This is a genomic window from Enemella evansiae (assembly GCF_004362375.1).
GTDB classification, from domain to species: Bacteria; Actinomycetota; Actinomycetes; order Propionibacteriales; family Propionibacteriaceae; genus Enemella; species Enemella evansiae.
Genome location: NZ_SNXA01000012.1, coordinates 87,429 through 111,056, shown reverse-complemented (window position 1 = coordinate 111,056; position 23,628 = coordinate 87,429). Strand labels below are relative to the sequence as shown.

The 23,628-nt window shown below is 68.4% G+C and carries 30 protein-coding genes and 1 pseudogene; 3 read left to right on the top strand and 28 right to left on the bottom strand.

All coding sequences use genetic code 11. The annotated features are described in order from the left end of the window. From C8D81_RS21035 to C8D81_RS16660, 15 genes and pseudogenes are all read right to left on the bottom strand, one after another. Nucleotides 1-212 (bottom strand): annotated as a pseudogene (locus C8D81_RS21035) (hypothetical protein); the annotation flags it as partial. A 334-nt stretch (nucleotides 213-546) separates the two neighbouring features. Beyond that, nucleotides 547-1,392, bottom strand: coding sequence for a type I methionyl aminopeptidase (map, locus tag C8D81_RS16725; protein ID WP_094400058.1), 846 nt, complete (start codon nucleotides 1,390-1,392; stop codon nucleotides 547-549). Beyond that, entirely contained in the window at nucleotides 1,389-1,979 is a 591-nt protein-coding gene (locus tag C8D81_RS16720) for an adenylate kinase (RefSeq protein ID WP_208109359.1), read from the bottom strand. Before C8D81_RS16720 ends, map begins: the two co-directional genes overlap by 4 nt. Continuing rightward, a complete protein-coding gene (secY, locus tag C8D81_RS16715; RefSeq protein ID WP_094359755.1) occupies nucleotides 1,976-3,301 on the bottom strand; it encodes a preprotein translocase subunit SecY in 1,326 nt (441 codons plus the stop codon). Before secY ends, C8D81_RS16720 begins: the two co-directional genes overlap by 4 nt. 414 nt (nucleotides 3,302-3,715) lie before the next feature. Beyond that, nucleotides 3,716-4,156: a 50S ribosomal protein L15 gene (gene rplO / locus C8D81_RS16710; protein ID WP_094359753.1), complete on the bottom strand. Its 441-nt coding sequence runs from the start codon at nucleotides 4,154-4,156 to the stop codon at nucleotides 3,716-3,718. A gap of 1 nt (nucleotide 4,157) precedes the next feature. Next, complete coding sequence (gene rpmD, locus C8D81_RS16705; RefSeq protein ID WP_094359751.1) at nucleotides 4,158-4,340, bottom strand: 50S ribosomal protein L30; 183 nt, start codon at nucleotides 4,338-4,340, stop codon at nucleotides 4,158-4,160. Continuing rightward, nucleotides 4,340-4,975 carry a 30S ribosomal protein S5 gene (gene rpsE / locus C8D81_RS16700; protein ID WP_094359749.1) on the bottom strand — a complete coding sequence of 212 codons (636 nt, stop codon included), beginning with the start codon at nucleotides 4,973-4,975 and terminating at the stop codon, nucleotides 4,340-4,342. Before rpsE ends, rpmD begins: the two co-directional genes overlap by 1 nt. A gap of 26 nt (nucleotides 4,976-5,001) precedes the next feature. Further along, the gene (gene rplR, locus C8D81_RS16695) at nucleotides 5,002-5,385 is read right to left on the bottom strand and encodes a 50S ribosomal protein L18 (RefSeq protein WP_133626488.1); all 384 of its coding nucleotides are present in this window, start codon (nucleotides 5,383-5,385) and stop codon (nucleotides 5,002-5,004) included. Between the two features lie 2 nt (nucleotides 5,386-5,387). Beyond that, nucleotides 5,388-5,930, bottom strand: coding sequence for a 50S ribosomal protein L6 (rplF, locus tag C8D81_RS16690; RefSeq protein WP_094359745.1), 543 nt, complete (start codon nucleotides 5,928-5,930; stop codon nucleotides 5,388-5,390). A 27-nt stretch (nucleotides 5,931-5,957) separates the two neighbouring features. Further along, nucleotides 5,958-6,365 (bottom strand): 30S ribosomal protein S8, encoded by a 408-nt coding sequence (gene rpsH / locus C8D81_RS16685; protein WP_094359744.1) that lies wholly within the window; start codon nucleotides 6,363-6,365, stop codon nucleotides 5,958-5,960. Between the two features lie 80 nt (nucleotides 6,366-6,445). Then, nucleotides 6,446-6,631: a type Z 30S ribosomal protein S14 gene (locus tag C8D81_RS16680; protein WP_094359742.1), complete on the bottom strand. Its 186-nt coding sequence runs from the start codon at nucleotides 6,629-6,631 to the stop codon at nucleotides 6,446-6,448. A 7-nt stretch (nucleotides 6,632-6,638) separates the two neighbouring features. After that, nucleotides 6,639-7,265, bottom strand: coding sequence for a 50S ribosomal protein L5 (gene rplE / locus C8D81_RS16675; protein ID WP_094359740.1), 627 nt, complete (start codon nucleotides 7,263-7,265; stop codon nucleotides 6,639-6,641). A 2-nt stretch (nucleotides 7,266-7,267) separates the two neighbouring features. Then, nucleotides 7,268-7,639 carry a 50S ribosomal protein L24 gene (gene rplX / locus C8D81_RS16670; protein WP_094359738.1) on the bottom strand — a complete coding sequence of 124 codons (372 nt, stop codon included), beginning with the start codon at nucleotides 7,637-7,639 and terminating at the stop codon, nucleotides 7,268-7,270. Continuing rightward, nucleotides 7,640-8,008 (bottom strand): 50S ribosomal protein L14, encoded by a 369-nt coding sequence (gene rplN / locus C8D81_RS16665; RefSeq protein WP_094359736.1) that lies wholly within the window; start codon nucleotides 8,006-8,008, stop codon nucleotides 7,640-7,642. A gap of 505 nt (nucleotides 8,009-8,513) precedes the next feature. Continuing rightward, entirely contained in the window at nucleotides 8,514-9,635 is a 1,122-nt protein-coding gene (locus tag C8D81_RS16660; RefSeq protein ID WP_166646859.1) for a thermonuclease family protein, read from the bottom strand. Nucleotides 9,636-9,817: 182 nt separating this feature from the next. On the opposite strand from C8D81_RS16660, the gene C8D81_RS16655 reads away from it, so the two are divergent. Beyond that, nucleotides 9,818-10,765, top strand: a complete 948-nt coding sequence (locus tag C8D81_RS16655; RefSeq protein ID WP_133626430.1) for an NADP-dependent oxidoreductase — start codon at nucleotides 9,818-9,820, stop codon at nucleotides 10,763-10,765. 119 nt (nucleotides 10,766-10,884) lie between these two features. Here the strand turns inward: C8D81_RS16655 and C8D81_RS16650 are convergent, their stop codons facing one another. The 13 genes from C8D81_RS16650 to C8D81_RS16590 all read right to left on the bottom strand — a co-directional run bounded on the left by C8D81_RS16650 (nucleotide 10,885) and on the right by C8D81_RS16590 (nucleotide 19,018). Next, the gene (locus tag C8D81_RS16650; RefSeq protein ID WP_133626429.1) at nucleotides 10,885-11,205 is read right to left on the bottom strand and encodes a hypothetical protein; all 321 of its coding nucleotides are present in this window, start codon (nucleotides 11,203-11,205) and stop codon (nucleotides 10,885-10,887) included. A 455-nt stretch (nucleotides 11,206-11,660) separates the two neighbouring features. Next, nucleotides 11,661-11,954, bottom strand: a complete 294-nt coding sequence (gene rpsQ, locus C8D81_RS16645) for a 30S ribosomal protein S17 (RefSeq protein ID WP_094360095.1) — start codon at nucleotides 11,952-11,954, stop codon at nucleotides 11,661-11,663. Nucleotides 11,955-11,956: 2 nt separating this feature from the next. Next, the gene (gene rpmC / locus C8D81_RS16640; RefSeq protein WP_094359724.1) at nucleotides 11,957-12,223 is read right to left on the bottom strand and encodes a 50S ribosomal protein L29; all 267 of its coding nucleotides are present in this window, start codon (nucleotides 12,221-12,223) and stop codon (nucleotides 11,957-11,959) included. Beyond that, nucleotides 12,223-12,642: a 50S ribosomal protein L16 gene (gene rplP, locus C8D81_RS16635; RefSeq protein WP_094359722.1), complete on the bottom strand. Its 420-nt coding sequence runs from the start codon at nucleotides 12,640-12,642 to the stop codon at nucleotides 12,223-12,225. The genes rpmC and rplP overlap by 1 nt, the downstream gene beginning before the upstream one ends. Before the next feature lie 2 nt (nucleotides 12,643-12,644). Further along, entirely contained in the window at nucleotides 12,645-13,475 is an 831-nt protein-coding gene (gene rpsC / locus C8D81_RS16630; RefSeq protein ID WP_094429966.1) for a 30S ribosomal protein S3, read from the bottom strand. Between the two features lie 2 nt (nucleotides 13,476-13,477). Next, on the bottom strand, nucleotides 13,478-13,927 hold the full coding sequence (gene rplV, locus C8D81_RS16625; protein WP_094359719.1) for a 50S ribosomal protein L22: 450 nt from the start codon (nucleotides 13,925-13,927) through the stop codon (nucleotides 13,478-13,480). Nucleotides 13,928-13,946: 19 nt separating this feature from the next. Then, nucleotides 13,947-14,234, bottom strand: a complete 288-nt coding sequence (gene rpsS / locus C8D81_RS16620) for a 30S ribosomal protein S19 (protein WP_094359717.1) — start codon at nucleotides 14,232-14,234, stop codon at nucleotides 13,947-13,949. A 16-nt stretch (nucleotides 14,235-14,250) separates the two neighbouring features. Beyond that, nucleotides 14,251-15,087, bottom strand: a complete 837-nt coding sequence (gene rplB / locus C8D81_RS16615; RefSeq protein ID WP_094359715.1) for a 50S ribosomal protein L2 — start codon at nucleotides 15,085-15,087, stop codon at nucleotides 14,251-14,253. Between the two features lie 29 nt (nucleotides 15,088-15,116). Then, complete coding sequence (gene rplW / locus C8D81_RS16610) at nucleotides 15,117-15,428, bottom strand: 50S ribosomal protein L23 (protein WP_208109358.1); 312 nt, start codon at nucleotides 15,426-15,428, stop codon at nucleotides 15,117-15,119. Next, complete coding sequence (gene rplD / locus C8D81_RS16605; protein WP_094359713.1) at nucleotides 15,425-16,363, bottom strand: 50S ribosomal protein L4, sunset domain variant; 939 nt, start codon at nucleotides 16,361-16,363, stop codon at nucleotides 15,425-15,427. The genes rplW and rplD overlap by 4 nt, the downstream gene beginning before the upstream one ends. Nucleotides 16,364-16,365: 2 nt before the next feature. Then, nucleotides 16,366-17,034 carry a 50S ribosomal protein L3 gene (gene rplC, locus C8D81_RS16600; protein ID WP_166646858.1) on the bottom strand — a complete coding sequence of 223 codons (669 nt, stop codon included), beginning with the start codon at nucleotides 17,032-17,034 and terminating at the stop codon, nucleotides 16,366-16,368. A 14-nt stretch (nucleotides 17,035-17,048) separates the two neighbouring features. Then, nucleotides 17,049-17,357, bottom strand: a complete 309-nt coding sequence (rpsJ, locus tag C8D81_RS16595) for a 30S ribosomal protein S10 (RefSeq protein ID WP_012923688.1) — start codon at nucleotides 17,355-17,357, stop codon at nucleotides 17,049-17,051. A 359-nt stretch (nucleotides 17,358-17,716) separates the two neighbouring features. Further along, complete coding sequence (locus C8D81_RS16590; protein ID WP_094429965.1) at nucleotides 17,717-19,018, bottom strand: hypothetical protein; 1,302 nt, start codon at nucleotides 19,016-19,018, stop codon at nucleotides 17,717-17,719. 107 nt (nucleotides 19,019-19,125) lie between these two features. On the opposite strand from C8D81_RS16590, the gene C8D81_RS16585 reads away from it, so the two are divergent. Both C8D81_RS16585 and treY read left to right on the top strand, forming a co-directional pair. Further along, a complete protein-coding gene (locus C8D81_RS16585) occupies nucleotides 19,126-21,000 on the top strand; it encodes a Na+/H+ antiporter (RefSeq protein ID WP_094429964.1) in 1,875 nt (624 codons plus the stop codon). 29 nt (nucleotides 21,001-21,029) lie between these two features. After that, nucleotides 21,030-23,309, top strand: a complete 2,280-nt coding sequence (gene treY / locus C8D81_RS16580) for a malto-oligosyltrehalose synthase (RefSeq protein ID WP_094429963.1) — start codon at nucleotides 21,030-21,032, stop codon at nucleotides 23,307-23,309. The last annotated feature ends 319 nt before the right edge of the window (nucleotides 23,310-23,628 follow it).

The window sequence follows — 23,628 nt, the reverse complement described above, 5'->3', positions numbered from 1 at the left end:
TTGAAACCCTGCTCCATGTCCCGACCCAGGGAGGCGTACACCCCCGACTTCGGCACCGACAGCCCGATCTTCACCGGCCCCGACGCGGCACCTCCCCCGCCGCCGGTACTGGCTCCCAGGCTTCCGCCTCCGCAGGCGCTGACAGCGAGCACCGCGGTGACCGCCGGAATCACCCACAGCCTGCGCAGCACGGCACCGATCGATGTCTTCATGGTGACCTCCCCGGTCGGCCCGCTCACCGTTGAGCGGTCTTCTGAGAATCGAAGCGTCCACCGTCACCGGGGTCAATGGAACTTGTATAACGGTTTCGCTTCGCCCGTCGCGCAAGCGCAATGCGGCACATCGGGCGTACGCCGCACCCCGGGGAACTCCCCAGTCCTCACCCAGTAGAGCCCTTGGAGCTCCACCCCACGCCGGCTGAGCGAGCGAGGAACGAGCGAGACGAAGCCATCCACCGCCTGAGGGCCACGTGGCTTCGACTCGCTGGCGCTCGCTCAGCCGACGTCGGCGAACGCCGGGGCTCCAGCGCCGCCGCGCGAGCCGACTTCAGAAAAGGGGCCCGAAGGGGACGCCGAGTTCGGCGAGCATCGACTCGCCGCCGTCCTCGGCGGTCAGCACCCACAGGCCGTCCTTGGTGACGGTGATGGTGTGCTCCCAGTGCGCGGCGACGCTGCGGTCGCGGGTGACCACGGTCCACTCGTCGGCGAGGGTGTCGTTGTCGGGGCTGCCGAGGGTGAGCATCGGTTCCACCGCGAGCGCCAACCCGGGCACGATCCGCTGGCTGCGGCCGTGGTGCCGATAGTTCGGCACGTCCGGCGGCTGGTGCATGGCCGAGCCGATGCCGTGGCCGACGTATTCGGCGACGATGCCGTACTGCTCCGGCTGTTCGTCGATGAAGTCCTCGATGGCCGCGGAGATGTCGGAGACGCGGCCACCCAGCCGGGCGGCGGCGATCCCGTGCCAGAGCGCCCCGCGGGTCACCTCGCTCAACCGGGCGTACTCGGCGGAGGTCTCACCGACCGCGACGGTACGCGCCGAGTCGCCGTGCCAGCCGTCGACGATCGCACCGCAGTCGATGGAGATGAGATCACCCTCGGCGAGCACCCGCTGGCCGGGGATGCCGTGCACGATCTCCTCGTTCACCGACAGGCAGACCACGCCGGGAAAGCCGCCCGAGCCGTCGGCGCCCGCGCCATAGTCGAGGAAGGACGGGGTGGCACCGGCGGAGGCGATCACCTCGGCGGCGATCGCGTCCAGTTCACCGGTGGTGATGCCCGGGCGCACCTCGGAGACCGTGGCGGACAGCGCCCGGGCCACCACCAGACCCGCCCGGCGCATCAGCTTGAGCTGTTCGGGGGTCTTCAGCTCGACCCCCGGCCGGGAGAAGATCACTCGCGGTTCAGGTGCGTGTCCAGGGCGTCGGTGATCCGGTCGGAGACCTCGTCGATCTCCCCCAGGCCGTCGACGGCCACCAGCAGTCCGCGATCGGAGTAGATCCGCAGCAGGTCGGCGGTCTGCTCGGCGTACACCTGCTGGCGCTTGCGGATGGTCTCCTCGTTGTCGTCGGCGCGGCCCTCCACCTCGGCGCGCTTCAGCAACCGGGCGACGAGCTCGTCCTGGTCCGCCTCCAGGGAGATGACGCCGTCGAGGCGCTGGCCGTTGGCGGCGAGCATCGCGTCGAGCGCCTCCACCTGACCGGCGGTCCGCGGGTAGCCGTCCAGCAGGAAGCCCTCGGCGGCATCGGCCTGGCCGAGCCGCTCGGCGACGATCTGGTTGGTGATCTCGTCGGAGACGTAACCACCGGAGGTCATGATCTCCTTGACCTGCAGCGCCAGCTCGGAGGCGGTGGCGGCGTCGGCCTTGGAGATCGCCCGGAAGATGTCACCGGTGGAGACCGCGGGGATCTGGTACGCCTCGGCGATGCCCTTGGCCTGCGTGCCCTTGCCGGCCCCGGGGGGACCCATGATCAACAGTCTCAACGGAGGAACCCTTCGTAGTTGCGTTGCTGGAGCTTGGACTCGATCTGCTTCACCGTGTCCAGACCGACGCCGACGATGATGAGCAGTGAGGTGCCACCGAAGGGGAAGTTCTGGTTGGCCTGGAAGAGGATGAAGGCGATCGAGGGCAGCAGCGAGATCAGACCCAGATAGAGCGAACCGGGCAGGGTCAGCCGGGAGAGCACGAAGCCGAGGTATTTCTCGGTGGGCTTGCCGGCCCGGATGCCGGGGATGAAGCCGCCGTACTTCTTCATGTTGTCCGCGACCTCGACCGGGTCGAAGGTGATCGCGACGTAGAAGTAGGTGAACCCGACGATCAGCAGGAAGAAGGTGGCCATGTAGATCGGGTGGTCACCGGTGACGAAGTTCGCGGCGATCCACTTGGACACCTCGTCCTCGGGGCGGAACTGCGAGTACAGCGTCGGGATGTAGAGCATCGAGGAGGCGAAGATCACCGGGATCACACCGGCCTGGTTCACCTTCAGCGGGATGTAGGTGGTGGTGCCGCCGAACATCCGGCGGCCGACCATCCGCTTGGCGTACTGGACCGGGATCCGGCGCTGGCCGAGCTCCATGAAGATCACCCCGGCCATCACCAGCAGGCCGACGATCAGCACCAGGATGAACGGCACCCAGCCCTTGGCCTGCTTGATGCCCCACATGGCGGTCGGGAAGGTGGCGGCGATCTGGGTGAAGATCAGCAGGGACATGCCGTTGCCGATGCCGCGCTCGGTGATCAGCTCGCCGAGCCACATCACCAGGCCGGTGCCGGCGGTCATGGTGAGCACCATCATCGCCAGGATCAGGTAGTCCTCACCGACCGGGCTCATCCGGAAGTCGGCGCTGAGGCGTACCACGCCGGAGCAGCCCGGGAACAGCTGGTCGTTGGCGGCCAGGGTGACGAACGCGGTCGAGTTGAGGATCGCGAGCACCAGGGTGAGGTAGCGGGTGTACTGGGTGATCTTGTTCTGCCCGGCGGCGCCCTCCTTCTTCAGCGCCTCGAGCCGGGGTACGACGACGGTGAGCAGCTGCAGGATGATGCTCGCGGTGATGTAGGGCATGATGCCCAGCGCGAAGATCGCCAGCTGCAACAGGGCGCCGCCGGAGAACAGATTGATCAGCGAGTACAGGCCGGCCTGCGCGCCGGTCTCGGCGGCCTTGCGGCAGACGTCGACCTGCTGCACGTTCACATACGGCACCGGGACCGTCGAGCCGATCCGGAAGATGACCAGGATCATCAGCGTGAACAGCATCTTCCGGCGAAGATCCGGCGTCTTGAACGCGTTGGCGAAGGCGGAAAGCACCGAGCCCTCTTCCTGTGGTGGACAACTGGGGCATGCCGAAGCACACATCGCCTGACGGCAACCGTGGCAGCGTACCAAGCCGAGGCGCAGAATCTGAAAAGTTCGCCCCGATCGGCGGTCGAGCACGGCGCCCCCGTCGATCGCGATGACGGCGATCGAGAGCACGACGCGGTCGCGGGCCACGTTGCGCGGCGGCCCGAAGACCCGTTGGAAACCCGCGATCCATCGAATCCTGGGTCCATCCAGTGCATGCTGCAGGAATCGACGGGTGCACCCAGGGATCGATGGATCGCCGGGGCCGCTCGCGAGGCTCCGCAATTGAACAGGGGCGGCCCCGGTGGAACCGGAGCCGCCCCTGTGGCGTACCCTTCGACTCGCTCGTTCCTCGCTCGCTCAGGGAACGCGACGTCGGGCTCAGAGCTCGGTGGCCGAGCCGCCCGCCTTCTCGATCTTCTCCTTGGCGCTGGCCGAGAACTTGTCGGCGGTCACCTGGACCGCGACGCCGATCTCACCGTTGCCGAGCACCTTGACCGGGTGGCCGGCGCGGACCGCGCCCTTGGCGACCAGGTCAGCGACCTCGACCTTGCCGCCGTCGGCGAACAGGTCGGCGATCTTCGAGACGTTGACCGTCTGGTACTCGACGCGGAACGGGTTCTTGAAGCCACGCAGCTTCGGCAGCCGCATGTGCAGCGGCATCTGACCACCCTCGAAGTTCTCGGGGGTGTTCTTGCGCGCGCCGGTGCCCTTGGTGCCACGGCCGGCGGTCTTGCCCTTGGACGCCTCGCCACGACCCACGCGGGTCTTGGCGGTCTTGGCGCCCGGGGCCGGGCGAAGGTGATGGACCTTCAGTGCCATGTCAGTCGACCTCCTCGACGCTGATCAGGTGGGTCACGGTGGTGAGCATCCCACGGATCTCGGGACGATCCTCCTTGACGGCCACGTCACCGATGCGCTTCAGCCCGATGGTACGCAGGGTGTCGCGCTGGTTCTGCTTGCAGCCGATCTCGGAACGGATCTGGGTCACCTTGAGACGTGCCATCAGTTGGCACCCCCCTCGGTGCTGTCGTCGCTCTTGGCCTTGGCGGCCTTCAGCAGGGCGGCGGGGGCGACGTCCTCGACGGGCTTGCTGCGCCGCCGGGCCACCTCCTCCGGCTGCTCGAGCATCTGCAGGGCCGCGACGGTGGCGTGCACCACGTTGATCGCGTTGGCCGAGCCCAGGGACTTGGCCAGCACGTCGTGGATGCCGGCGCACTCGAGCACCGCGCGGCAGGCGCCGCCGGCGATCACACCGGTACCCGGGGAGGCCGGGCGCAGCATGACCACGCCGGCCGCCTTCTCACCCTGGACCGGGTGCGGGATGGTGCCCTGGATCCGCGGCACGGTGAAGAAGTGCTTCTTGGCCTCCTCGACACCCTTGGCGATCGCCGCGGGCACCTCTTTGGCCTTGCCGTAGCCGACACCGACCATGCCGTCGCCGTCACCGACGACGACCAGGGCGGTGAAGCTGAAGCGTCGACCACCCTTCACGACCTTGGCGACGCGGTTGATCTCGACCACGCGCTCCAGGTACAGGCTCTTCTCTTCGCGCTGCTGGCCACCACGACGGTCGTCACGGCCGCGACGCTCGCCCCGCTGTCCCCCGCGCTGGGAGGACTGGGTAGCAGTCTGGCTCATCGCTTTCTCCTTGTCTTCCGTCGTTCTCAGAAGTCCAGGCCACCCTCGCGGGCGCCGTCAGCCAGCGCCGCGATGCGGCCGTGATACTTGTTGCCAGCGCGGTCGAAGACCACGCGCTCGATACCGGCGGCCTTGGCCCGCTCGGCGATCAGACCGCCGACGGTCTTGGCCTTCTCGGACTTGTCGGCCGAGGTGCCACGCAGGTCGGCCTCCATGGTGGACGCCGAGACCAGGGTCTTGCCCTGGGTGTCGTCGATCACCTGGGCGAAGACGTGCTTGGCCGAACGCGACACCACCAGGCGCGGACGCTCGGCGGCACCGAAGACCTTCTTGCGACCGCGCACCTGGCGGCGGAACCGCGCCGCGGCCTTCGTCGCCATGCCCTTGTTGTTGGACAGTGAGATGCCCATGGTCACTTACCAGCCTTTCCGACCTTGCGGCGTACGTGCTCGCCGGCGTAGCGGACACCCTTGCCCTTGTACGGCTCCGGCTTGCGGATCTTGCGGATGTTGGCCGCGACCTCACCCACCGTCTGCTTGTTGATGCCGAGCACGGTGAACTTGGTGGGGCCCTCCACGGTGAAGGAGATGCCCTCGGGGGCGTTCACCACGACCGGGTGGGAGAAGCCGAGGTTGAACTCGAGCTGCTGCGGCCCCTTGGAGATCACGCGGTAACCGACACCGACGATCTCCAGCTTCTTCTCGTAGCCGTCGGTGACACCGGTGACCATGTTGGCCACCAGGGTCCGGGTCAGGCCATGCAGGGAGCGCGATTCGCGCTCATCGTTGGGGCGGCTCACTTCGAGCTGGCCCTCGTCGTTGCGGATGATCGTGATCGGGCTCGGTACGGTGTGGTTCAGGGTGCCCTTGGGCCCCTTCACCTCGACCTGCTGACCGTCAAGGGTGACATCGACACCGGACGGGATCGCGATCGGCATCTTGCCAATGCGGGACATCTGTCGTCTCCTCTCGTCTCTCGTCGCTCACCAGACGTAGGCGAGGACTTCCCCACCCACGCTCCTGGAGTTGGCATCACGGTCGGTGAGCAGGCCCTGCGAGGTCGAGATGATCGCGATGCCCAGGCCACCGAGGACCTTGGGCAGGGCGTTCGACTTGGCGTACACGCGCAGGCCGGGCTTGCTGATACGGCGCACACCGGCGATCGAACGCTCCCGGTTCTGGCCGTACTTCAGGGTGATCTTGAGGGTCTTGCCCACCTCGTCCTCGGCGGCCTCGGCGACCTCGAAGTCGGAGATGTAACCCTCGGACTTGAGGATCTCGGCGATGCCCACCTTGATCTTGGAGTGCGGCATCGAGGTGGAATCGTGGAACGCCTGGTTGGCGTTGCGCAGACGCGTCAGCATGTCTGCGATGGGATCAGTCATGGTCATGGCTTGCGGCCTCTTTCTCGCAACGGTTTCCGCGCTGGGACCTGCTGCGGGTCGAGTGGATCAGGAATAGGTCGGGGCCGTCACCAGGACGACTTGGTCACGCCGGGCAGTTCGCCGCGGTGGGCGAGCTCACGCAGGCAGACTCGGCAGAGGCCGAACTTGCGGAACACGGCCTTGGGTCGGCCACACCGCTGGCAGCGGGTGTACGCCCGGACGCCGAACTTGGGCTTGCGGGACTGCTTGACCTTCAGTGCTGTCTTGGCCACGGGTCACTCACTTCTTCCTGCGCTGGTACGCCGGGCCCTTGGCCTTGGCCTTGGCCGGCTTCGGGTTGTCGTTGAACGGGAACCCGAGCTGCTTCAGCAGGGCCCGCCCCTCATCGTCGTTGGTCGCGGTGGTCACGAAGGTGATGTCCATGCCGCGCACCCGATCGATCTTGTCCTGGTCGATCTCGTGGAACATGACCTGCTCGGTCAGGCCGAAGGTGTAGTTGCCCTGGCCGTCGAACTGGTGGCTGTTCAGGCCGCGGAAGTCGCGGATCCGGGGCAGCGCCAGGGAGAGCAGCCGGTCGGCGAACTCCCACATCCGGTCACCGCGGAGGGTGACGTGGCAGCCGATGGCCTGGCCCTCACGCAGCTTGAACTGCGCGATGGACTTGCGGGCCTTGGTCACCGACGGCTTCTGGCCGGTGATGGCGGTCAGGTCCTTGATGGCGCCGTCGATCACCTTGGAGTCGCGGGCGGCGTCGCCGACACCCATGTTCACCACGATCTTGACCAGGCCGGGGACCTGCATCACGTTGGCGTACTTGAACTCTTCCAGCAGGGCCGGCTTGATCTCTTCGCGGTAGCGCTGCTGCAGGCGCGGCATCTCGCGGGTAGCGGTTGCGGTCTCGGTCATTCTCAGATCTCCTCCCCCGTGCGCCGCGCGATGCGGACGCTGCGGAAGGCCTTGTACTCGGAACCGTCGGGGCGGCGCTTGGTGACTTCCTCGCGCTTGAAACCGACCCGGGTGACAACTTCCTTGCCGCCGTCCTTGACGACGAGCTGGACGTTGGAGGCGTGGATCGGGGCCTCGCGGCTGATGATGCCGCCCTCGGTCTTGCCGGTGGCGGTGGGGGTCTCGCGGACGTGACGCTTGACGATGTTCACGCCCTGGACGATCACGCGGTTGCGCTCGACGTCGACGGCGAGGATCTCACCGACGGTGCCACGGTCCTTGCCCGAGATGACCTTGACGCGGTCACCCTTCTTCACATGCAGGGTGTTGGACATTCAGATCACCTCCGGGGCGAGCGACACGATGCGCATGAACTTCTTCTCGCGCAGCTCGCGGCCCACCGGGCCGAAGATGCGGGTACCGCGGGGCTCACCGTCGGTACGAAGGATGACGGCGGCGTTCTCGTCGAACTTGATGTAGGAACCGTCGGCACGCCGACGCTCCTTCACGGTCCGGACGACGACCGCCTTGACCACATCACCCTTCTTGACGTTGCCGCCGGGGATGGCGTCCTTGACAGTGGCGACGATGGTGTCGCCAATGCCGGCGTAGCGTCGACCAGAGCCACCGAGAACGCGGATGCAGAGGATCTCCTTGGCACCCGTGTTGTCGGCGACCTTGAGTCGCGACTCCTGCTGGATCATCTATTTCTCCTGTATGTCGCACCGGTTCCCGCATCGGTTGTGGCGCACGCGCGACAAACCCATGAGGGCCTGGTGGGACGGACATGTGTCGTTTGCTCGGGAAAGGTCCCCTACGGCACCGGCCCAGCTATGCTGGCGGTGTTGATCCAAGGGCTCAGTCCTGGGCAACCGTGCAAGCGTACCCCAACGGCCCCAGCGAACGAAATCGGCGCGAAGTTGGGTGGTGTACGCCGCCCGCGCGAGCGAGTCGCACGCTGGTTGAGCGAGCGAGGTACGAGCGAGTCGAAGCCAGTCTGCCCCGTCGGCTGAGCGAGCGAGGTACGAGCGAGTCGAAGCCAGTCTGCCCCGTCGGCTGAGCGAGCGAGGTACGAGCGAGTCGAAGCCACGGGCCCTTAGGCGCCTTCGGAATTCGCGGCTCGATCGCAGGAAAGCGCTCTTCCGGCCCGATCCCGCAATCGAGCCGCAAGTTTCGAAGGCGCGGCCCACTCGGGAGAGGCGCCTGCGCTCAGCAGGGGCGCCACGCTTTGCCGCCGGGCTCGTAACAGCGAGGCCCGGTGTACTTGGAGGTGGGCTGTGGGGCGGGCTTCACCGGCTCCGGGGCCCGGCTGGTCGGTGCCTTGGTCGCTGGCGCTCTGGTGGCCGGCGCCTTCGTCGTCGGCGGCCTGACCTCCGGCGGCTTGGTCGTCCGCGGGGCGGTGCTCGTGGTACGCGTGGGTTGCCTGGTCGTCTCCCGCCCCGAGTCGCGACTCGGCGTACTCGCCGGTGTCGAGCTCGGCACCGGGGTCGCGCTCGGGGTCGGCCGCTCGGCGAGCCTGGCCCGCTCGGCCTGCCAGGTCCGGTGCACCGACTCCGCGCGATCCTGCGACCTCTGCAGTGTCGATCGAAAACCGCGCAGTTCGGAGGATTCCCTGCCCCGCCAGGGAAAACGGTCCGGCGGGAAGTCCAGATCCCGCAACAGCGCCCGGCCGCGATCGAGCTCGGCAGCGAGCAGCAACAGCTGCCGGTCGTAGTCCGCCACGTCCGCATTCGATGCCGGCGGCTGGGTCGCCGAGTCGAGCGCCTGGGTCTGCTGGTCGACCAGCGCCTCGACGGTGCAGCGGGAGTCGGCGGCGAAGAGCCCGCGCCGGCCATCCCGGGCCTGCCGCTCGGCCGCCTGCACCTCGGGATAGAAGGCCCGATTCGGTGCAATCACCATCGCCAGACCGAGGCCCTCGCGGGCGATCTCGGCGCTCACGTTCTGGCCCCGACTGATGACCTTGGCGAGGGTGCGCCCGTAGCCATCGGTGCGCTCGACGTCGTACTGCAGCGACACCTCGGCACCGGCCGGCAGCCGCCGCTTCAGCCACTCGGTCGCCTCCGGACCGCCGCACTGCACGGTTTGGTTCGGGTCGACCGTCTCCGGGGTATCCACGTTCAACAACCGGATCCGCCGCGGGGTCCCGGCATCGTCCACCTGGATGGTGTCGCCGTCGATCACCCGCGTGACCGTCGTCGTCGGCCGGGTCGCCGACGGGCTCGGCGCCGGCGCATCCGACGCGGTCCCCCGCTCACCGCTCTGCGCGATGACCGCGCCCAGTACCACCGTCGTCGCCAGCACTCCCCCGGCCACCGCAACCGGCTTGACCACGTCCAACCTCGTTCCACCAGCGCGCGCTGGGCATGCAAAGGGCCGCACCCGCGTGGAGCACGACCCGTCGTACGTCTACCGAGGGCAATGTAGCGGAAGAACACCGGAGATGGGGCTGCGTGGAATGCGCACCGCGGTGGACAGGGACGGTTCGGCCACGGATCGGGATTAGCGTGGCTGGTATGCAGATCAAGCGGTGGGTGGCGCAGGGATTCTCCGGGCTGGATGACTTCGCGTTCGTCGATGCCGAGCTCGGCGAGCCGGGCCCCGGAGAGGTGACGATCCAGATCGAGGCGGCCGGGGTGAACCCCGCCGATCTCAAACACGTGACCCGCGGCGGGGATCCCGCGAAGCTGCCGATCCCGATCGGCTACGAGGTCGCGGGGCGGATCGCGGCGCTCGGGCCGGACACGACGATCGCCTCGGGCGGTGGCGCGGTCGGCGATCCGGTGCTCGCCTTCCGGATCTACGGCGGGTACGCCACCGCGATCACCGCACCGGCTGTGGATGTCTTCGCCCGGCCGGCGTCGCTGCCGGTCGAGCAGGCGGCGAATCTGCTGCTCGCCGGGACGACCGCGGCGGAGATGCTGGATCGGGTGCACGCGAGCGCCGGTGAGGTGATCGTGGTGCACGCGGCCTCCGGGGCGGTCGGGGCGATCGTGCTGCAGCTCGCGCGGTTGCGCGGGATCACCGCGATCGGCACCTGCGGCGAGCGCAGCGACGAGCTGGTCCGCGGGTTCGGCGGCATCCCGGTGCGCTACGGCGACGGCCTGCTGGACCGGATCCGCGAGGCGGCGCCCGGGCCGGTGGTCGCGGCGCTCGACTGCGCCGGTACCGACGAGGCCGTCGACGCCTCCCTCGCACTGGTCGCCGACCGGGACCGGATCGTCACCGTCGCCGCCCCGGCGCGTGCCAGGCAGGACGGTTTCCACGCGCTGGCCGGCAACGACCCCGACAGCGCCCGCTTCCGCGACGGGGTACGAGCCGAGCTGATCGAACTGGCCGGCCGCGGTGAGCTGGTGGTGCCGATGGCGCGTAGCTATCCGCTGACCGAGGCCGTCGCCGCGCTGCGCCTGGTCAGCGAGGGCCACGCCGGCGGCAATGTCGCGTTGCTGCCCGAGTCCCACTGAGGGCCGGTCCGGATCGGCCGGCGTACACAACCGGTGAATCGGACAACCTCCCGAGCGCGCCCGCGGAACCCGTCCAAATTCGCCGGGCGTACACAGAGTTCAAATCCGACGAAACCCTGTCAGCTCCCAAATGCGTCAGCGTCGACCGGTGTCCAGCGATTCGTCGAACTGTCGTAGGACCAGTGACCCGTGTCGGGAAATCTGCCAGTCTCGCGCGCCTCGCTGATCAGTGCAGTGGTGATGGGAATCGCGGTGTCTGCCGAGGTGGTGAGATGTTGAATCCATTTCACCCTCAGTGCTGGTTGGTCAGGCACAGTGACAGCAATCTCCACAACGCCTGGTGACACCGCCCGCGCGGAATCGATCCGCAGTCGACTGAAACGCGTCACGATTTCGCCATAGGTGCTCAACGCATCAGCTACGCGATCCGTGTCGGTCACGGGCAGGCGCCTCGGACAGTCTGCAGCCTGCACCCAGGGTGCACTTCATATGCGGTGATCACCCCGACCGGCCGTCCATCGAGGGACGCAGGATCCACCCGCTCGGTGTAGGTGACAGAGAATCCGCTGTTTGGACCGTGAACGATTCCCATGTGCCAACGAGATGTCCGCCTCGATATGGCGTTTCCCAAAGTCATCATTTCCATCTCGCGACGGTATATCCGCCCGTCGCACCCGTCGTCAACGGTTTCGCCAATCCAACCTGTGACGACTCGCACAACAGGGCGCGCGAAAGGGCCGCACCCCTGAGTGGGATGCGGCCCTTTGGCTTCGACTCGCTCGTTCCTCGCTCGCTCAGCCAGCGTGGGAAGGACTCGCTCGTTCCTCGCTCGCTCAGCCAGCGTGGGAAGGAACTCGCTCCTCGCTCGCTCGGCCGGCGTACGAGGAACGCTCGATCACTTCGCCTTTTCGCGGATGTCGACCAGACGCCAGCGCTTGGTGGCGGACAGCGGCCGGGTCTCCATGATCCGGACGCGGTCGCCGATGCCGGCCTCGTTGTTCTCATCGTGCGCCTTGAGGCGGGTGGTCTTGCTCATCACCTTGCCGTAGAGGCGGTGCTTCACCCGGTCCTCGACGGCGACGACGATGGTCTTGTCCATCTTGTCGCTGACGACGTAGCCGGTCCGGACCTTGCGAGCGGTCCGCTCCTCGGCGCCCTGCGCCTGCGTGGTGGTGTTCTCTTCAGCCATGATCACGCCTTCTTCTTGCTCGACTCGGCCTCGGCATCATCGGCCGCGACCTGCGGCTCGGCGACGATGCCCAGGTTGCGCTCCTGCAGCACGGTGTAGATCCGCGCGATGTCCTTGCGGACGCTCCGCAGCCGCCCGTGCGACTCCAGCTGGCCGGTGGCCGCCTGGAAACGCAGCGTGAACAGCTCTTCCTTCAGCTCGGTCACCTTGGTGTTGAGCTGATCCCGGCTCAGGCCACGCAGATCGGCGGCAACAAGTGTCTTCGCCATCAGTTCTCACCACCCTCGCGCTTGATGAAGCGCGCCTTCATCGGCAACTTGTGAATGGCCAGGCGCATGGCCTCGCGGGCCACGTCCTCGGGGACGCCGGACAGCTCGAACATCACGCGTCCGGGCTTGACGTTGGCGACCCACCACTCGGGGGAACCCTTGCCGGAACCCATCCGGGTCTCGGCCGGCTTCTTGGTCAGCGGGCGGTCGGGGTAGATGTTGATCCACACCTTGCCGCCACGCTTGATGTGACGGGTCATCGCGATACGCGCCGACTCGATCTGCCGGTTGGTCACGTACGAGGCCTCGAGGGCCTGGATGCCGTAGTCACCGAAGGCCAGCGAGGTGCCCCCCTTGGCCATCCCGGTCCGCTTCGGGTGGTGCTGCTTGCGGAACTTCACTCGACGAGGTACCAGCATGATCAGGCTCCTGCGGTCTCGGTAGCGGTGGCCTCGGCCTGCGCCGGGGCGTTGTCTCCCTGCGAACCACCCTGCTGCTGACCGCCGTCACGACGGCGGCCACCGCGCTCGGGACGGTCGCCACGGTTCGGGCGGCCGCCACGGCCCGGACGCTGCCGGCCGGTGGCGCTGTTGCGGGCGGCCTTCTGAGCGGCGCGCTCGGCGCGGGTGCCGGACACGTCGCCCTTGTAGATCCACACCTTCACACCGATCCGGCCGAAGGTGGTGCGGGCCTCGTAGAAGCCGTAGTCGATGTCGGCGCGCAGGGTGTGCAGCGGCACCTGGCCCTCGCGGTAGAACTCCGACCGGCTCATCTCGGCGCCGCCGAGACGACCCGAGCACTTGATCCGGATGCCCTTGGCGCCGGACCGCATCGCGGTCTGCTGCGCCTTGCGCATCGCGCGCCGGAAGGCGACGCGCTGACCGAGCTGCTCGGCAACGCCCTGGGCGACCAGCTGGGCATCGGTCTCGGGGTTCTTCACCTCGAGGATGTTCAGCTGGATCTGCTTGCCGGTGAGCTTCTCCAGCTCGCCGCGGACGCGCTCCGCCTCGGCGCCGTTACGGCCGATGACGATGCCCGGGCGGGCGGCGTACAGGTAGATCGTGACCCGCTCGGAACGACGCTCGATCTCCACCGAGGAGATGCCGGCGCGCTCCAGGTTCTTGGTCAGGAACTCGCGGATCTTGACGTCCTCGCCGACCAGCTCGGCGTAGTTCTTGTCCGAGAACCAACGCGTGGTGTGGTCGGTGGTCACGCCCAGGCGGAAGCCGTTGGGATTGATCTTCTGCCCCATGCTCAGGCCTCCTTCTCGCTCTTGGTGGACTTCTTGGACTTCGACTTGGTCTGCGCCAGCGCCGACTTCGGCTCGACGACCACGGTGATGTGGCTGCCGCGCTTCAGGATCCGCGACGCGGAGCCCTTGGCCCGCGGCCGGATGCGGCGCATGGTGACGCCCTCGTCGACGAAGACCTGGGAGATGAAGAGGTCCTCGACGCGCAGGTCGTCGTTGGTCTCGGCGTTCGAGGCGGCGGAGGCGACGACCTTGGCCACCGGCTCGGCGGCGGCCTGCGGGGCGAACCGCAGGGTGGTCAGGGCCTCGGTGACGTCCATGCCGCGGACGACATCGACGACGCGGCGCACCTTGGTGGGCGACATCCGGACGTGGCGCGCGATGGCGTACGAGCCGGGACGATCGCCGAGCAGGGCGGCGCGACGGCTCGGCCGTGCCTTGGTATCAGTGCTCATCAGATTGCGTTCCTATCCCTCAGCGCCCGCGCTTGGACTTGCGGTCGTCCTTCACGTGACCCTTGAAGGTCCGTGTCGGGGCGAACTCGCCGAGCTTGTGGCCGACCATGGAGTCGGTGACGAAGACCGGCACGTGCTTGCGACCGTCGTGCACCGCGATGGTCATCCCGATCATGTCGGGGATGATCATCGAACGGCGCGACCAGGTCTTGATGACAGCGCTCTTGGCGCCCTTGTCGGCCTGGGCCTCCACCTTCTTCAGGAGGTGGTCGTCGACGAAGGGGCCCTTCTTCAGGCTGCGTGGCATTTCTTCAGACTCCCGTTCAGCGCTTCTTGCCGGTCTTGCGGCGGCGGACGATCAGGCGGTTGCTCGCCTTGTTCTTGTCGCGGGTACGGCCCTCGGGCTTGCCCCACGGGCTGACCGGGTGACGGCCACCGGAGGTCTTGCCCTCGCCACCACCGTGCGGGTGGTCGACCGGGTTCATCACGACACCGCGGACGGTCGGGCGCTTGCCCTTCCAGCGGTTGCGGCCGGCCTTGCCCCAGTTGATGTTGGACTGCTCGGCGTTGCCGACCTCACCAACGGTGGCGCGGCAGCGGACGTCCACCATCCGCATCTCGCCCGAAGGCATGCGCAGGGTGGCCATCTTGCCCTCGCGGGCGACCAGCTGGATCGAGGCACCGGCCGAACGGCCGAGCTTCGCGCCACCACCGGGGCGGAGCTCCACCGCGTGCACGGTGGTACCGACCGGGATGTTGCGCAGCGCCAGGTTGTTGCCGGGCTTGATGTCGGCACCCTCACCGGCCTCGACCGTCGCACCCTGCTTCAGGTTCACCGGGGCGATGATGTAGCGCTTCTCGCCGTCGGCGTAGTGCAGCAGCGCGATCCGCGCGGTGCGGTTCGGGTCGTACTCGATGTGCGCGACCTTGGCCGGCACGCCGTCCTTGTCGTAGCGCTTGAAGTCGACCAGGCGGTACGCCTGCTTGTGGCCGCCGCCGATGTGGCGGGTGGTGATCCGGCCGGAGTTGTTGCGGCCGCCGGTCTTCTTGTTCGGGACGAGCAGCGACTTCTCCGGGGTCGACCGGGTCAGCTCGACGAAGTCGGCAACCGACGAGCCACGGCGGCCCGGCGTTGTCGGCTTGTACTTACGAATACCCATTGGTTCTTCCTCTCAGCGGTCATCCGGCCTCAGGCGGCCGGACCTCCGAAGATGTCGATGCGCTCGCCGTCGGCGATGGTGACGATCGCGCGCTTGGTGTCGGGGCGCTTGCCGGTGCCGAAGCGGGTACGCCGCTTCTTGCCGGTCCGGTTGGCGGTGTTGACACCGGTCACGGTGACACCGAAGACCTGCTGGACCGCGATCTTGATCTCGGTCTTGTTGGCATCCGGGGCGACCAGGAAGGTGTACTTGTTCTCATCGAGCAGCCCGTAGGACTTCTCGCTCACGACCGGCGCGAGCAGGACGTCGCGGTGGTCGCGGATCTTCAGTGCGTCACTCACTTGGATTCCTCGTCCTTCTCTGCCTTGGGCTTGACGGCGTTCACGAAGCCGGCCGCCTCGGCAGCCTTCTCGCTGTCGAACCAGACCTCGGCGACGGTCGCGCCGTACCACTGCGACTCAGGGGTGTGGAACTTCATCGAGTCCTCATTGCCCTTGATGTCGAAGCCGGCCGGCGGGTTCTCACCGCGGTACGAGCCCTTGCCGAACGGCTGCTCGTCGGCGCTCACCTCGGCGGTGTCGGCCACCGCGGTGGTCGCCTCGGTGGTCTCGGCGGAGCTGGCGACGGACTTGGCGCCCTTGCCGGTCGTCGGACCGGAGACGAAGGCCTCCAGCGCGGCGGCGGTGAAGACGATCTCGTCGGCGACCAGCACGTCGTAGGCGTTCAGCTGGTCGACGGCCAGCGCGTGCACGGTGGCGGAGTTGCGCAGCGACAGCCAGGCGGCGTCCTCGTCGCGGGCCAGGGCGACCAGCACCTTGTCGGTCCTGGTCACCGCAGCGATCGCGGCCAGCGCCTTCTTGGTCGAGGGGGTCTCGTCGGCGACCAGCTGGTCGATCACGAAGACCCGGCCCTCGGCGGCCCGGTCGGACAGCGCACCGCGGAGCGCGGCGGCGACCATCTTCTTCGGGGTGCGCTGGGAGTAGTCGCGCGGCACGGGACCGTGCACGACACCGCCACCGGTCCACTGCGGGGCGCGGCGCGAACCCTGGCGGGCGCGGCCGGTGCCCTTCTGGCGCCACGGCTTGGCGCCGCCGCCACGGACCTCGCCACGGCCCTTGGCCTTGTGGGTGCCCTGGCGGGCGGCGGCCAGCTGGGCCACCACGACCTGATGGATCAGCGGGATGTTGGGCTCGACACCGAACAGGGCTTCGGGAAGCTCGGCGGAGCCGGACTTCTTGCCGTTCAGGTCGACCACGTCAACGGTGAGGCTGCTCATGTTCAGGCCTCCTTCTGGTTCTTCTTGGCGGCGGTACGCAGCACGACCAGGCCGTTCTTCGGGCCGGGGATCGCACCCTTGACCAGGATCAGGCCGCGCTCGGCGTCGACCGAGTGCACGGTCAGGTTCTGCACGGTCACCTTGTCCACGCCCATCCGGCCGGCCATCCGCAGGCCCTTGAAGACGCGACCCGGGGTGGCGCAGCCACCGATGGAGCCCGGCGAGCGGTGCTTGCGGTGCACACCGTGCGAGGCGCGCAGGCCGTGGAAGCCGTGCCGCTTCATCACACCGGCGGTGCCCTTGCCGCGGCTCACGCCGGTGGCGTCGACGATGTTGCCGGCGTCGAAGGTCTCGGCGGTGACCTCCTGGCCCAGCTCGTACTCGCTGGCATCAGCGGTACGCAGCTCGACCAGGTGCTTGCGCGGGGTCACCCCGGCCTTGTCGAAGTGCCCGGCGGCGGGCTTGGTGACCTTCTTGGCCTTGACCGGTCCGAAGCCGAGCTGGACGGCGGAGTAGCCGTCGGTCTCGGGGGTGCGGACCTGGGTGACCACGCACGGGCCGGCCTGGATCACGGTGACGGGGACGACCTTGTTGTTCTCGTCCCAGAGCTGGGTCATCCCGAGCTTGGTGCCGAGGATGCCCTTGACGTTGCGTTCAGCAGTTGCAGTCACTGGTGTCACGTCCCTCAGAGCTTGATCTCGATGTCCACGCCCGCCGGCAGGTCGAGCCGCATCAGCGAGTCGACGGTCTTCGGGGTGGGATCGATGATGTCGATCAGCCGCTTGTGGGTGCGCATCTCGAAGTGCTCGCGGCTGTCCTTGTACTTGTGCGGCGAACGGATCACGCAGAACACGTTCTTCTCGGTCGGCAGCGGCACCGGGCCGGCGACCTTGGCACCCGTACGCGTCACCGTGTCGACGATCTTGCGCGCCGAGCTGTCGATGACCTCGTGGTCATAGGCCTTGAGCCTGATGCGGATCTTTTGTCCCGCCACAGTTCGTCCTTCTCCTCGTACCAACTGGTCCGGTGCTCTGCTGAGCGTTCCGTCTCGTTCCTCTGCTCCGACCCCCGCGGTCGGGTGTGTCGCGCTCTTCGGGCGCACCACCGCAGGTAGTTTTCCTGCTGTGTGGAGTGCCCGGCGCTGTACGCCCGGCCTGACGGGAGGCCTCCTGGTGCGGTGCACCCGGCTCACGCGAAGGGATTCACGATGATCCGTGGACCCTTCTGGGCCATGGCACACCCCGGCGACCCCGTCGGAGCAACCCGACAATCTTGGCAGATGTCGGCGCAGAGTCCAAATCCGGGACCCGAGTCAAGCACCCACGCTGAGCGAGCGGGTCGGAATCACCCGGCTCAGCGGCCGGTGCTGGCCAGCCCGCCGGTGTGTTCCGGGGTCTTCGCGTCAGGTACGCCGGCACCGTCGGCCGGGACATCGGGTACGCCCGGCGCGGGCTCGGCGTCCGGTCCCCCGGCGGGTGCCGGCTGCGGGGCCCGGGTGGTCGGAGCCGCGGCCGGTGGGGCCTGCGTGGTCGGCGCCTGCGTGCTCGTCGCCTTCGTGGTGGGCGGAGCCTGCGTGGTGGGGACCTGAGTCGTGGGCGCCTTGGTCGGCGGCGCCTGGGTGGTCGGCGCCTGGGTGGTCGGCGCCTTGGTCGGCGGGGCCTGCGTCGTCGGCATCTTGGTGGGTGTCTTGGTCGTGGGTGCCTTGGTGGGTGCCTTCGTGGTGGGCTGCCCGGTCGGGGCCTTCGTGGTGGGTGCCTTCGTGGTCGGCTTGCCGGTCGTCGGCCTGCTGGTCGTCGGCTTCGGCGTACCAGCGCCCGACCGGCAGCCGCTGACCGTGGCCTTCATCAGCTTGGCCGGATGATCGGAGTTGAACCCGCCGACACTCTGCTTCGTCTGCACCGCCGGCAGCGAGTCGCCCGGGGCCAGCACCACCCCGAGGTGGTCGATGCCGGTGTCCACCACCTGCTTGTCCCGCGCGGAGAACGGCGCGACGTTCTGCCGGTTGAAGTCGCCGCCGTAGACGACGGACATCCCCTTGGCATTGAAGTCGTCGATGACCCGGGTCTGCTCGGCCCGGTGCTTCAGCCACATCTCCTTGCGCCACGGATCGGCGGTGTTCTCCTTGCCGTTCCATGCCCCGGAGACCATGTGGGTGTTCATGAAGACCGTCTTCCGCCCGCTGCTGCGGTCCTTCAGCACCACCCACGAGATGTAGCGGTTCGGGCTGACCTTCTCCCGGCCGCCGTGCATCAGCTTGCGCCCGTCGGAGACGTACTCCCAGGGTGAATCGCCGCCCAGGCGTACCGAGATCGGCACCGCCAGGTCGAGCTGGAAGGTCCGCCACTCCCCCCGCTTGGGGTCGTTGAGCTTCTCGGCGCGGACCGCGTCCTTGTAGTAGTCGGGCTGGATCTCCTGCCACATCAGCACATCGGCGCCCAGTCCGGCAGCCTTGTCGACATCGGCGACCACCTTGTCGCGCGGCATCAGCGGGAGCGCCTGCACGTTGAGGGTGACCGCGCGGATCTGATCCTCCGCCGGTACGCACGCCCCCTGCTTGTCGGCGGCGACCGCACCGCCGACCAGCCCGAAACCGCCGACCAGCGAGGCGCCGGCCACCGTCACCAGTGCCGTGAGCACACCGATCTTCGCGCGCATCCCCGCCTCCCTGTCCGGTCGAGCGATTCGACCGGTCCCCCACCAGTGCAGCGGATCCGGGGTTCACCGGCCAGTGGAACCTTCCGGTGTGGTGCAACACTTCGGCTGTGGAGGTCCTGATCCAGCTCACCCTGTTCGCGGTGACGGTGCTCGCCGGCACCGTGCTCGCCAACCGGGTCCGGCTGCAACCGCCGCTGATGCTGCTGGTGATCGGCATCGTCGGCTCCTATCTGCCGTTCGTGCACGTGCCGACGCTCTCCCCCGAGCTGGTGCTGATCGGCATCCTGCCCCCACTGCTGTACGCCGCAGCGGTCACCACCTCGCTGGCCGACTTCCGCGAGAACCTCTCGGCGATCGGGTGGCTCTCGGTGGGGCTGGTGCTGTTCACCGCCGCCGGGGTCGGCCTGCTGGTCTGGCAGATCCTGGACATCCCGTTCGCCGCGGCGTTCGCGATCGGTGCGGTGGTGGCCCCGCCGGATGCGGTGGCGGCGACCGCGGTGGCCCGCCAGATCGGTCTGCCCAGGCGGGTGGTGACGATCCTCGAGGGCGAATCGCTGGTCAACGACGCGACCGCGCTGGTCTCGCTGCGGACCGCGGTGGCGGCCCTGGCCGCGCCGATCACGGTGGCCGAGGTCGGTCTGGACTTCACCCTCGCCGTCGGGGTGGCGATCCTGGTCGGGATGGTGGTGGCCAAGCTCGGTTCGATGGTGTTCTCCCGGATCACCAGCCCCGTGGTGACCACGGTGCTCAGCTTCGTGATCCCCTTCGCGGCGTACGCCCCGGCGGAGGAGCTGAAGGCCTCCGGCGTACTCGCGGTGGTGGTCGCCGGCTTGTTCATCGGCCACCACAGCCAGCGCACGATGACCGCACAGGGCCGGCTGGTGCAGCGGTTGAACTGGGCCACCGTGCAGTTCCTGCTGGAGAACTCGGTCTTCCTGCTGGTCGGCCTGCAGGTCCGCCGGATCGTCACCGAAGGGGCGGCCGAGACCTCGGGTTGGCGGTTGGCCGGGATCTGCGCGGCGGTGCTCGGCACGGTGATGCTGCTGCGGGTGCTCTGGGTCTTCGGCAGCCGGCTATGGCTGCGGCCGGCCATCAAGCGCGGCAAGGAGCCGCGGCTCAGTTGGCAGGAGTCGGCGGTGGTCTCCTGGGCCGGGATGCGCGGGGTGGTCACCCTGGCCGCGGCACTCACCCTGCCGCTGGACGCACCGGTCCGCGCCACCCTGGTGCTGGTCGCGCTGACCACCACGATCGGCACCCTGCTGCTGCAGGGCCTCACCCTGCCCCGGCTGGCGCGCCGGCTCGGTGTGCACGGACCCGATCCGCGGGAGGACGCCCTGCAGGAGGCGACGATCCTGCAGACCGCGATGGGCGCGGGGATGACGGCCGCGCGGGCAGCTGCCGGGGCCGGTGACGACGCCACCCTCGCCCGACTCGAGGAGAGCTACCAGCACCGGGTGAACGCCGCCTGGGAACAGCTCGGTCGTTCCACCGAGGAGGTGGACACCCCCTCCGAGGCGTACCGGCGGTTGCGGATGACGGCCCTGCACGCCGAACGGGAGGCGGTGCTCACGATGCGGGCCGACGGCGCGATGGATCAGGAGGTGCTGGCCCGGGTGCTCGCCGGTTTCGACATGGAGGAGTCGATGCTGGTGCTGATCGACGAACGCGATGAGGCGATCACCTCCGCCCCGCTGTCCCCCGCGCTGCCCGAGGCCCCGTGCCGGCATCTCGCGGAGGCGCCGACCACCCACGCGCCCGCGCATGCCGAGCACGGCATCGAATGCCGGATGTGTCTGCGGGAGGGAACGGTGCCGGTGCACCTGCGGATGTGCCTGGCCTGCGGTGAGATCGGTTGCTGTGATTCCTCCGAGGGTCGACACGCGAGCCGGCACCACCACGACACCGGCCATCCGGTGATGCGCTCGGTGGAACCGGGTGAGTCCTGGCGCTGGTGCTTCGTCGACGAGGTCCTCGGGTCATGAACCGGTCGTCGGCTGGGTAGGTTGGGGGAATGAGCACCCCGACCTCGACCTATCGCCTGCAGGTCCGGCCGTCGTTGACTCTCGCCGATGCCGCCGGGCTCGCCGACTATCTCACTGAGCTCGGTGTGGATGCGGTCTATCTCTCCCCGATCCTGACCGCCACGCAGGGGTCCGATCACGGATACGACACCACCGACCCGACGACCATCGACCCGGCCCGGGGCGGTGAGGAGGGCTGGCGGGAACTGCTCCGCGCCTGCCGGGCCAACCGGTTGCAGGTGGTCGTCGACATCGTGCCGAACCATCTGGGAATCTCTGCCCCGGCAGAGAATCCGGCCTGGTGGGACGTGCTGCGACGTGGCCGCGATTCGGCGTACGCAAACTGGTTCGACATCGACTGGGAGCGGGCGCCGATCCTGGTCCCGATCCTCGGTGACGACGGACTCGATGCGGTCGAGATCCGCGACGGTGAGGTGCGCTACCACGAGCACCGGTTCCCGCTCGCGCCCGGCAGCTGGCAGGAGGGTGACGAGGTGGCCGAGGTGCTGGGCCGCCAGCACTACCGGCTGGCGCACTGGCGCACCGGTGACGACCGGCTCAACTATCGCCGGTTCTTCACCGTGACCACGCTGGCCGGAGTACGCCAGGAGGATCCGGCGGTCTTCGACGCCACCCACGAACGGGTGCTGCGCTGGGTCAGCGAGGACGGGGTGGCCGGGTTGCGCATCGACCACCCGGACGGACTCACCGATCCGGGTGGTTATCTCACCCGGTTGCGCGCGGCCACCGGAGCGGACACCTGGATCGTGGCCGAGAAGATCCTGGAACCCGGGGAACGGTTGCCGCGCGAGTGGCCGATCGCCGGCACCACCGGTTATGACGCGATGACCGAGGTGAACCAGGTCTTCGTCGATCCCGATGCCGAGGCGGGGTTCACCGACTTCTATCGCGAGGTGGTCGGTGATGCCCGCGACTTCGCCGCGCATGTCCTGCAGGGCAAGGAAAGAGCGGCGACCCAGCTGCTCACCGCCGAGCTGGATCGACTCGTCTCGCTGGTCCCCGGATCGGACGTGGGCCGCGATCAGGTACGCCGGGCCCTGGTCGCACTCACCGCACACTTCCCCGTCTACCGGTCCTATCTGCCCATCGGGCAGGACCATCTCGATGCAGCGGTCACCGCGGCCCGCACCGCCGACCCGGACCTGGCACCGGTGTTGGATGCCCTGCTGCCGACCCTGTCCGACCCGGAATCCGAACTGTGCAGGAGATTCCAGCAGTTCACCGGTGCCGTGATGGCCAAGGGCGTCGAGGACACCGCCTACTACCGGTACAGCCGTTTCATCGCGTTGAACGAGGTGGGTGGCGATCCGGGGCGCTTCGGCCTGCGGCTCGACGATTTCCATGCAGCACAGGAAGAGCGGCAACGGTCGGCCCCGGAGTCGATGACGGCGCTGTCCACCCACGACACCAAGCGCGGTGAGGATGTCCGGGCCCGGTTGGCGGTGCTCAGCGAGGTCGGTGAGCTGGCCCGGGACTGGTTGCGCACCTTCATCGACGCGGCCGACCTCCCCGATCGGTCGTTCGCCTCGCTGCTCGGCCAGACCTTCGCCGGGGTGGGGCCGATCGAGCGGGACCGGATGCATGCCTACGCGGAGAAGGCGATGCGGGAGGCATCCACCGCTACCAGTTGGACCGACCAGGACGCCGACTTCGAGGCGGCCGTGCACACGGCCGTCGACCGGGTCTATGACGATCCCGATCTGAACGATGCGCTGCGCCGGTTGCTGAGCCAGATCGAACAGCCCGGCTGGTCCAATGCGCTCGGCCAGAAGCTGGTGCAGCTGACGATGGCCGGTGTCCCGGATGTCTATCAGGGCACGGAATTGTGGGATGACTCCCTGGTCGATCCGGACAACCGGCGGCGCGTCGATTTCGACGAACGGCGGGGGTTGCTGGAGCTGTCCGAGCCACCGGTGGTCGACGACACCGGCCGGGCGAAGTTCTGGTTGGTGCGGCATGCGCTGCGGTTGCGTCGCTCCCGCCCGGATCTGTTCACCGGTTACGGACCGATCACCGCCGAGGGCCCGGCGGCGCGCCACCTGCTGGGCTTCGACCGGGGTGGCGCGATCAGCCTGGCGACCCGGTTCCCGTACGCGCTGAGCGCCAGCGACCACGGCTGGAATGACACCACCGTTGAACTTCCGGGCGCCGTCGTCGATGTGCTGACCGGCTCCCGGTACGAGGGCCGGACCCCGGTCAGCGACATCTTCCACCACTATCCCGTGGCCCTGCTGACGCTCATCGAGTAGGTCGCGCAGCGACCGTCCCCCACGCTCCTCGAGTAGGTCGCGCAGCGACCGTCCCCCACGCTCCTCGAGTAGGTCGCGCAGCGACCGTGTCGAGAGGTGCGTGGGCAGGGCGCTCGGCGACCAGGCTCGATCGGGCTGATTCGTGGCTCGCTCCACTTCGCGGCTCAACTCTCACTCTGCGGCCTGCATGCGGTCCGCGGAGTGAGAGTTGAGCCGCAGAGTGGGGAACGATCGCCAGGGAAGGCGGGGCTGATGCTGGCGGGCTGCGGTGCGTGGTCGACACCCCGGCGAGTCGGCGGCAGGATCAACCGAGCCGGCC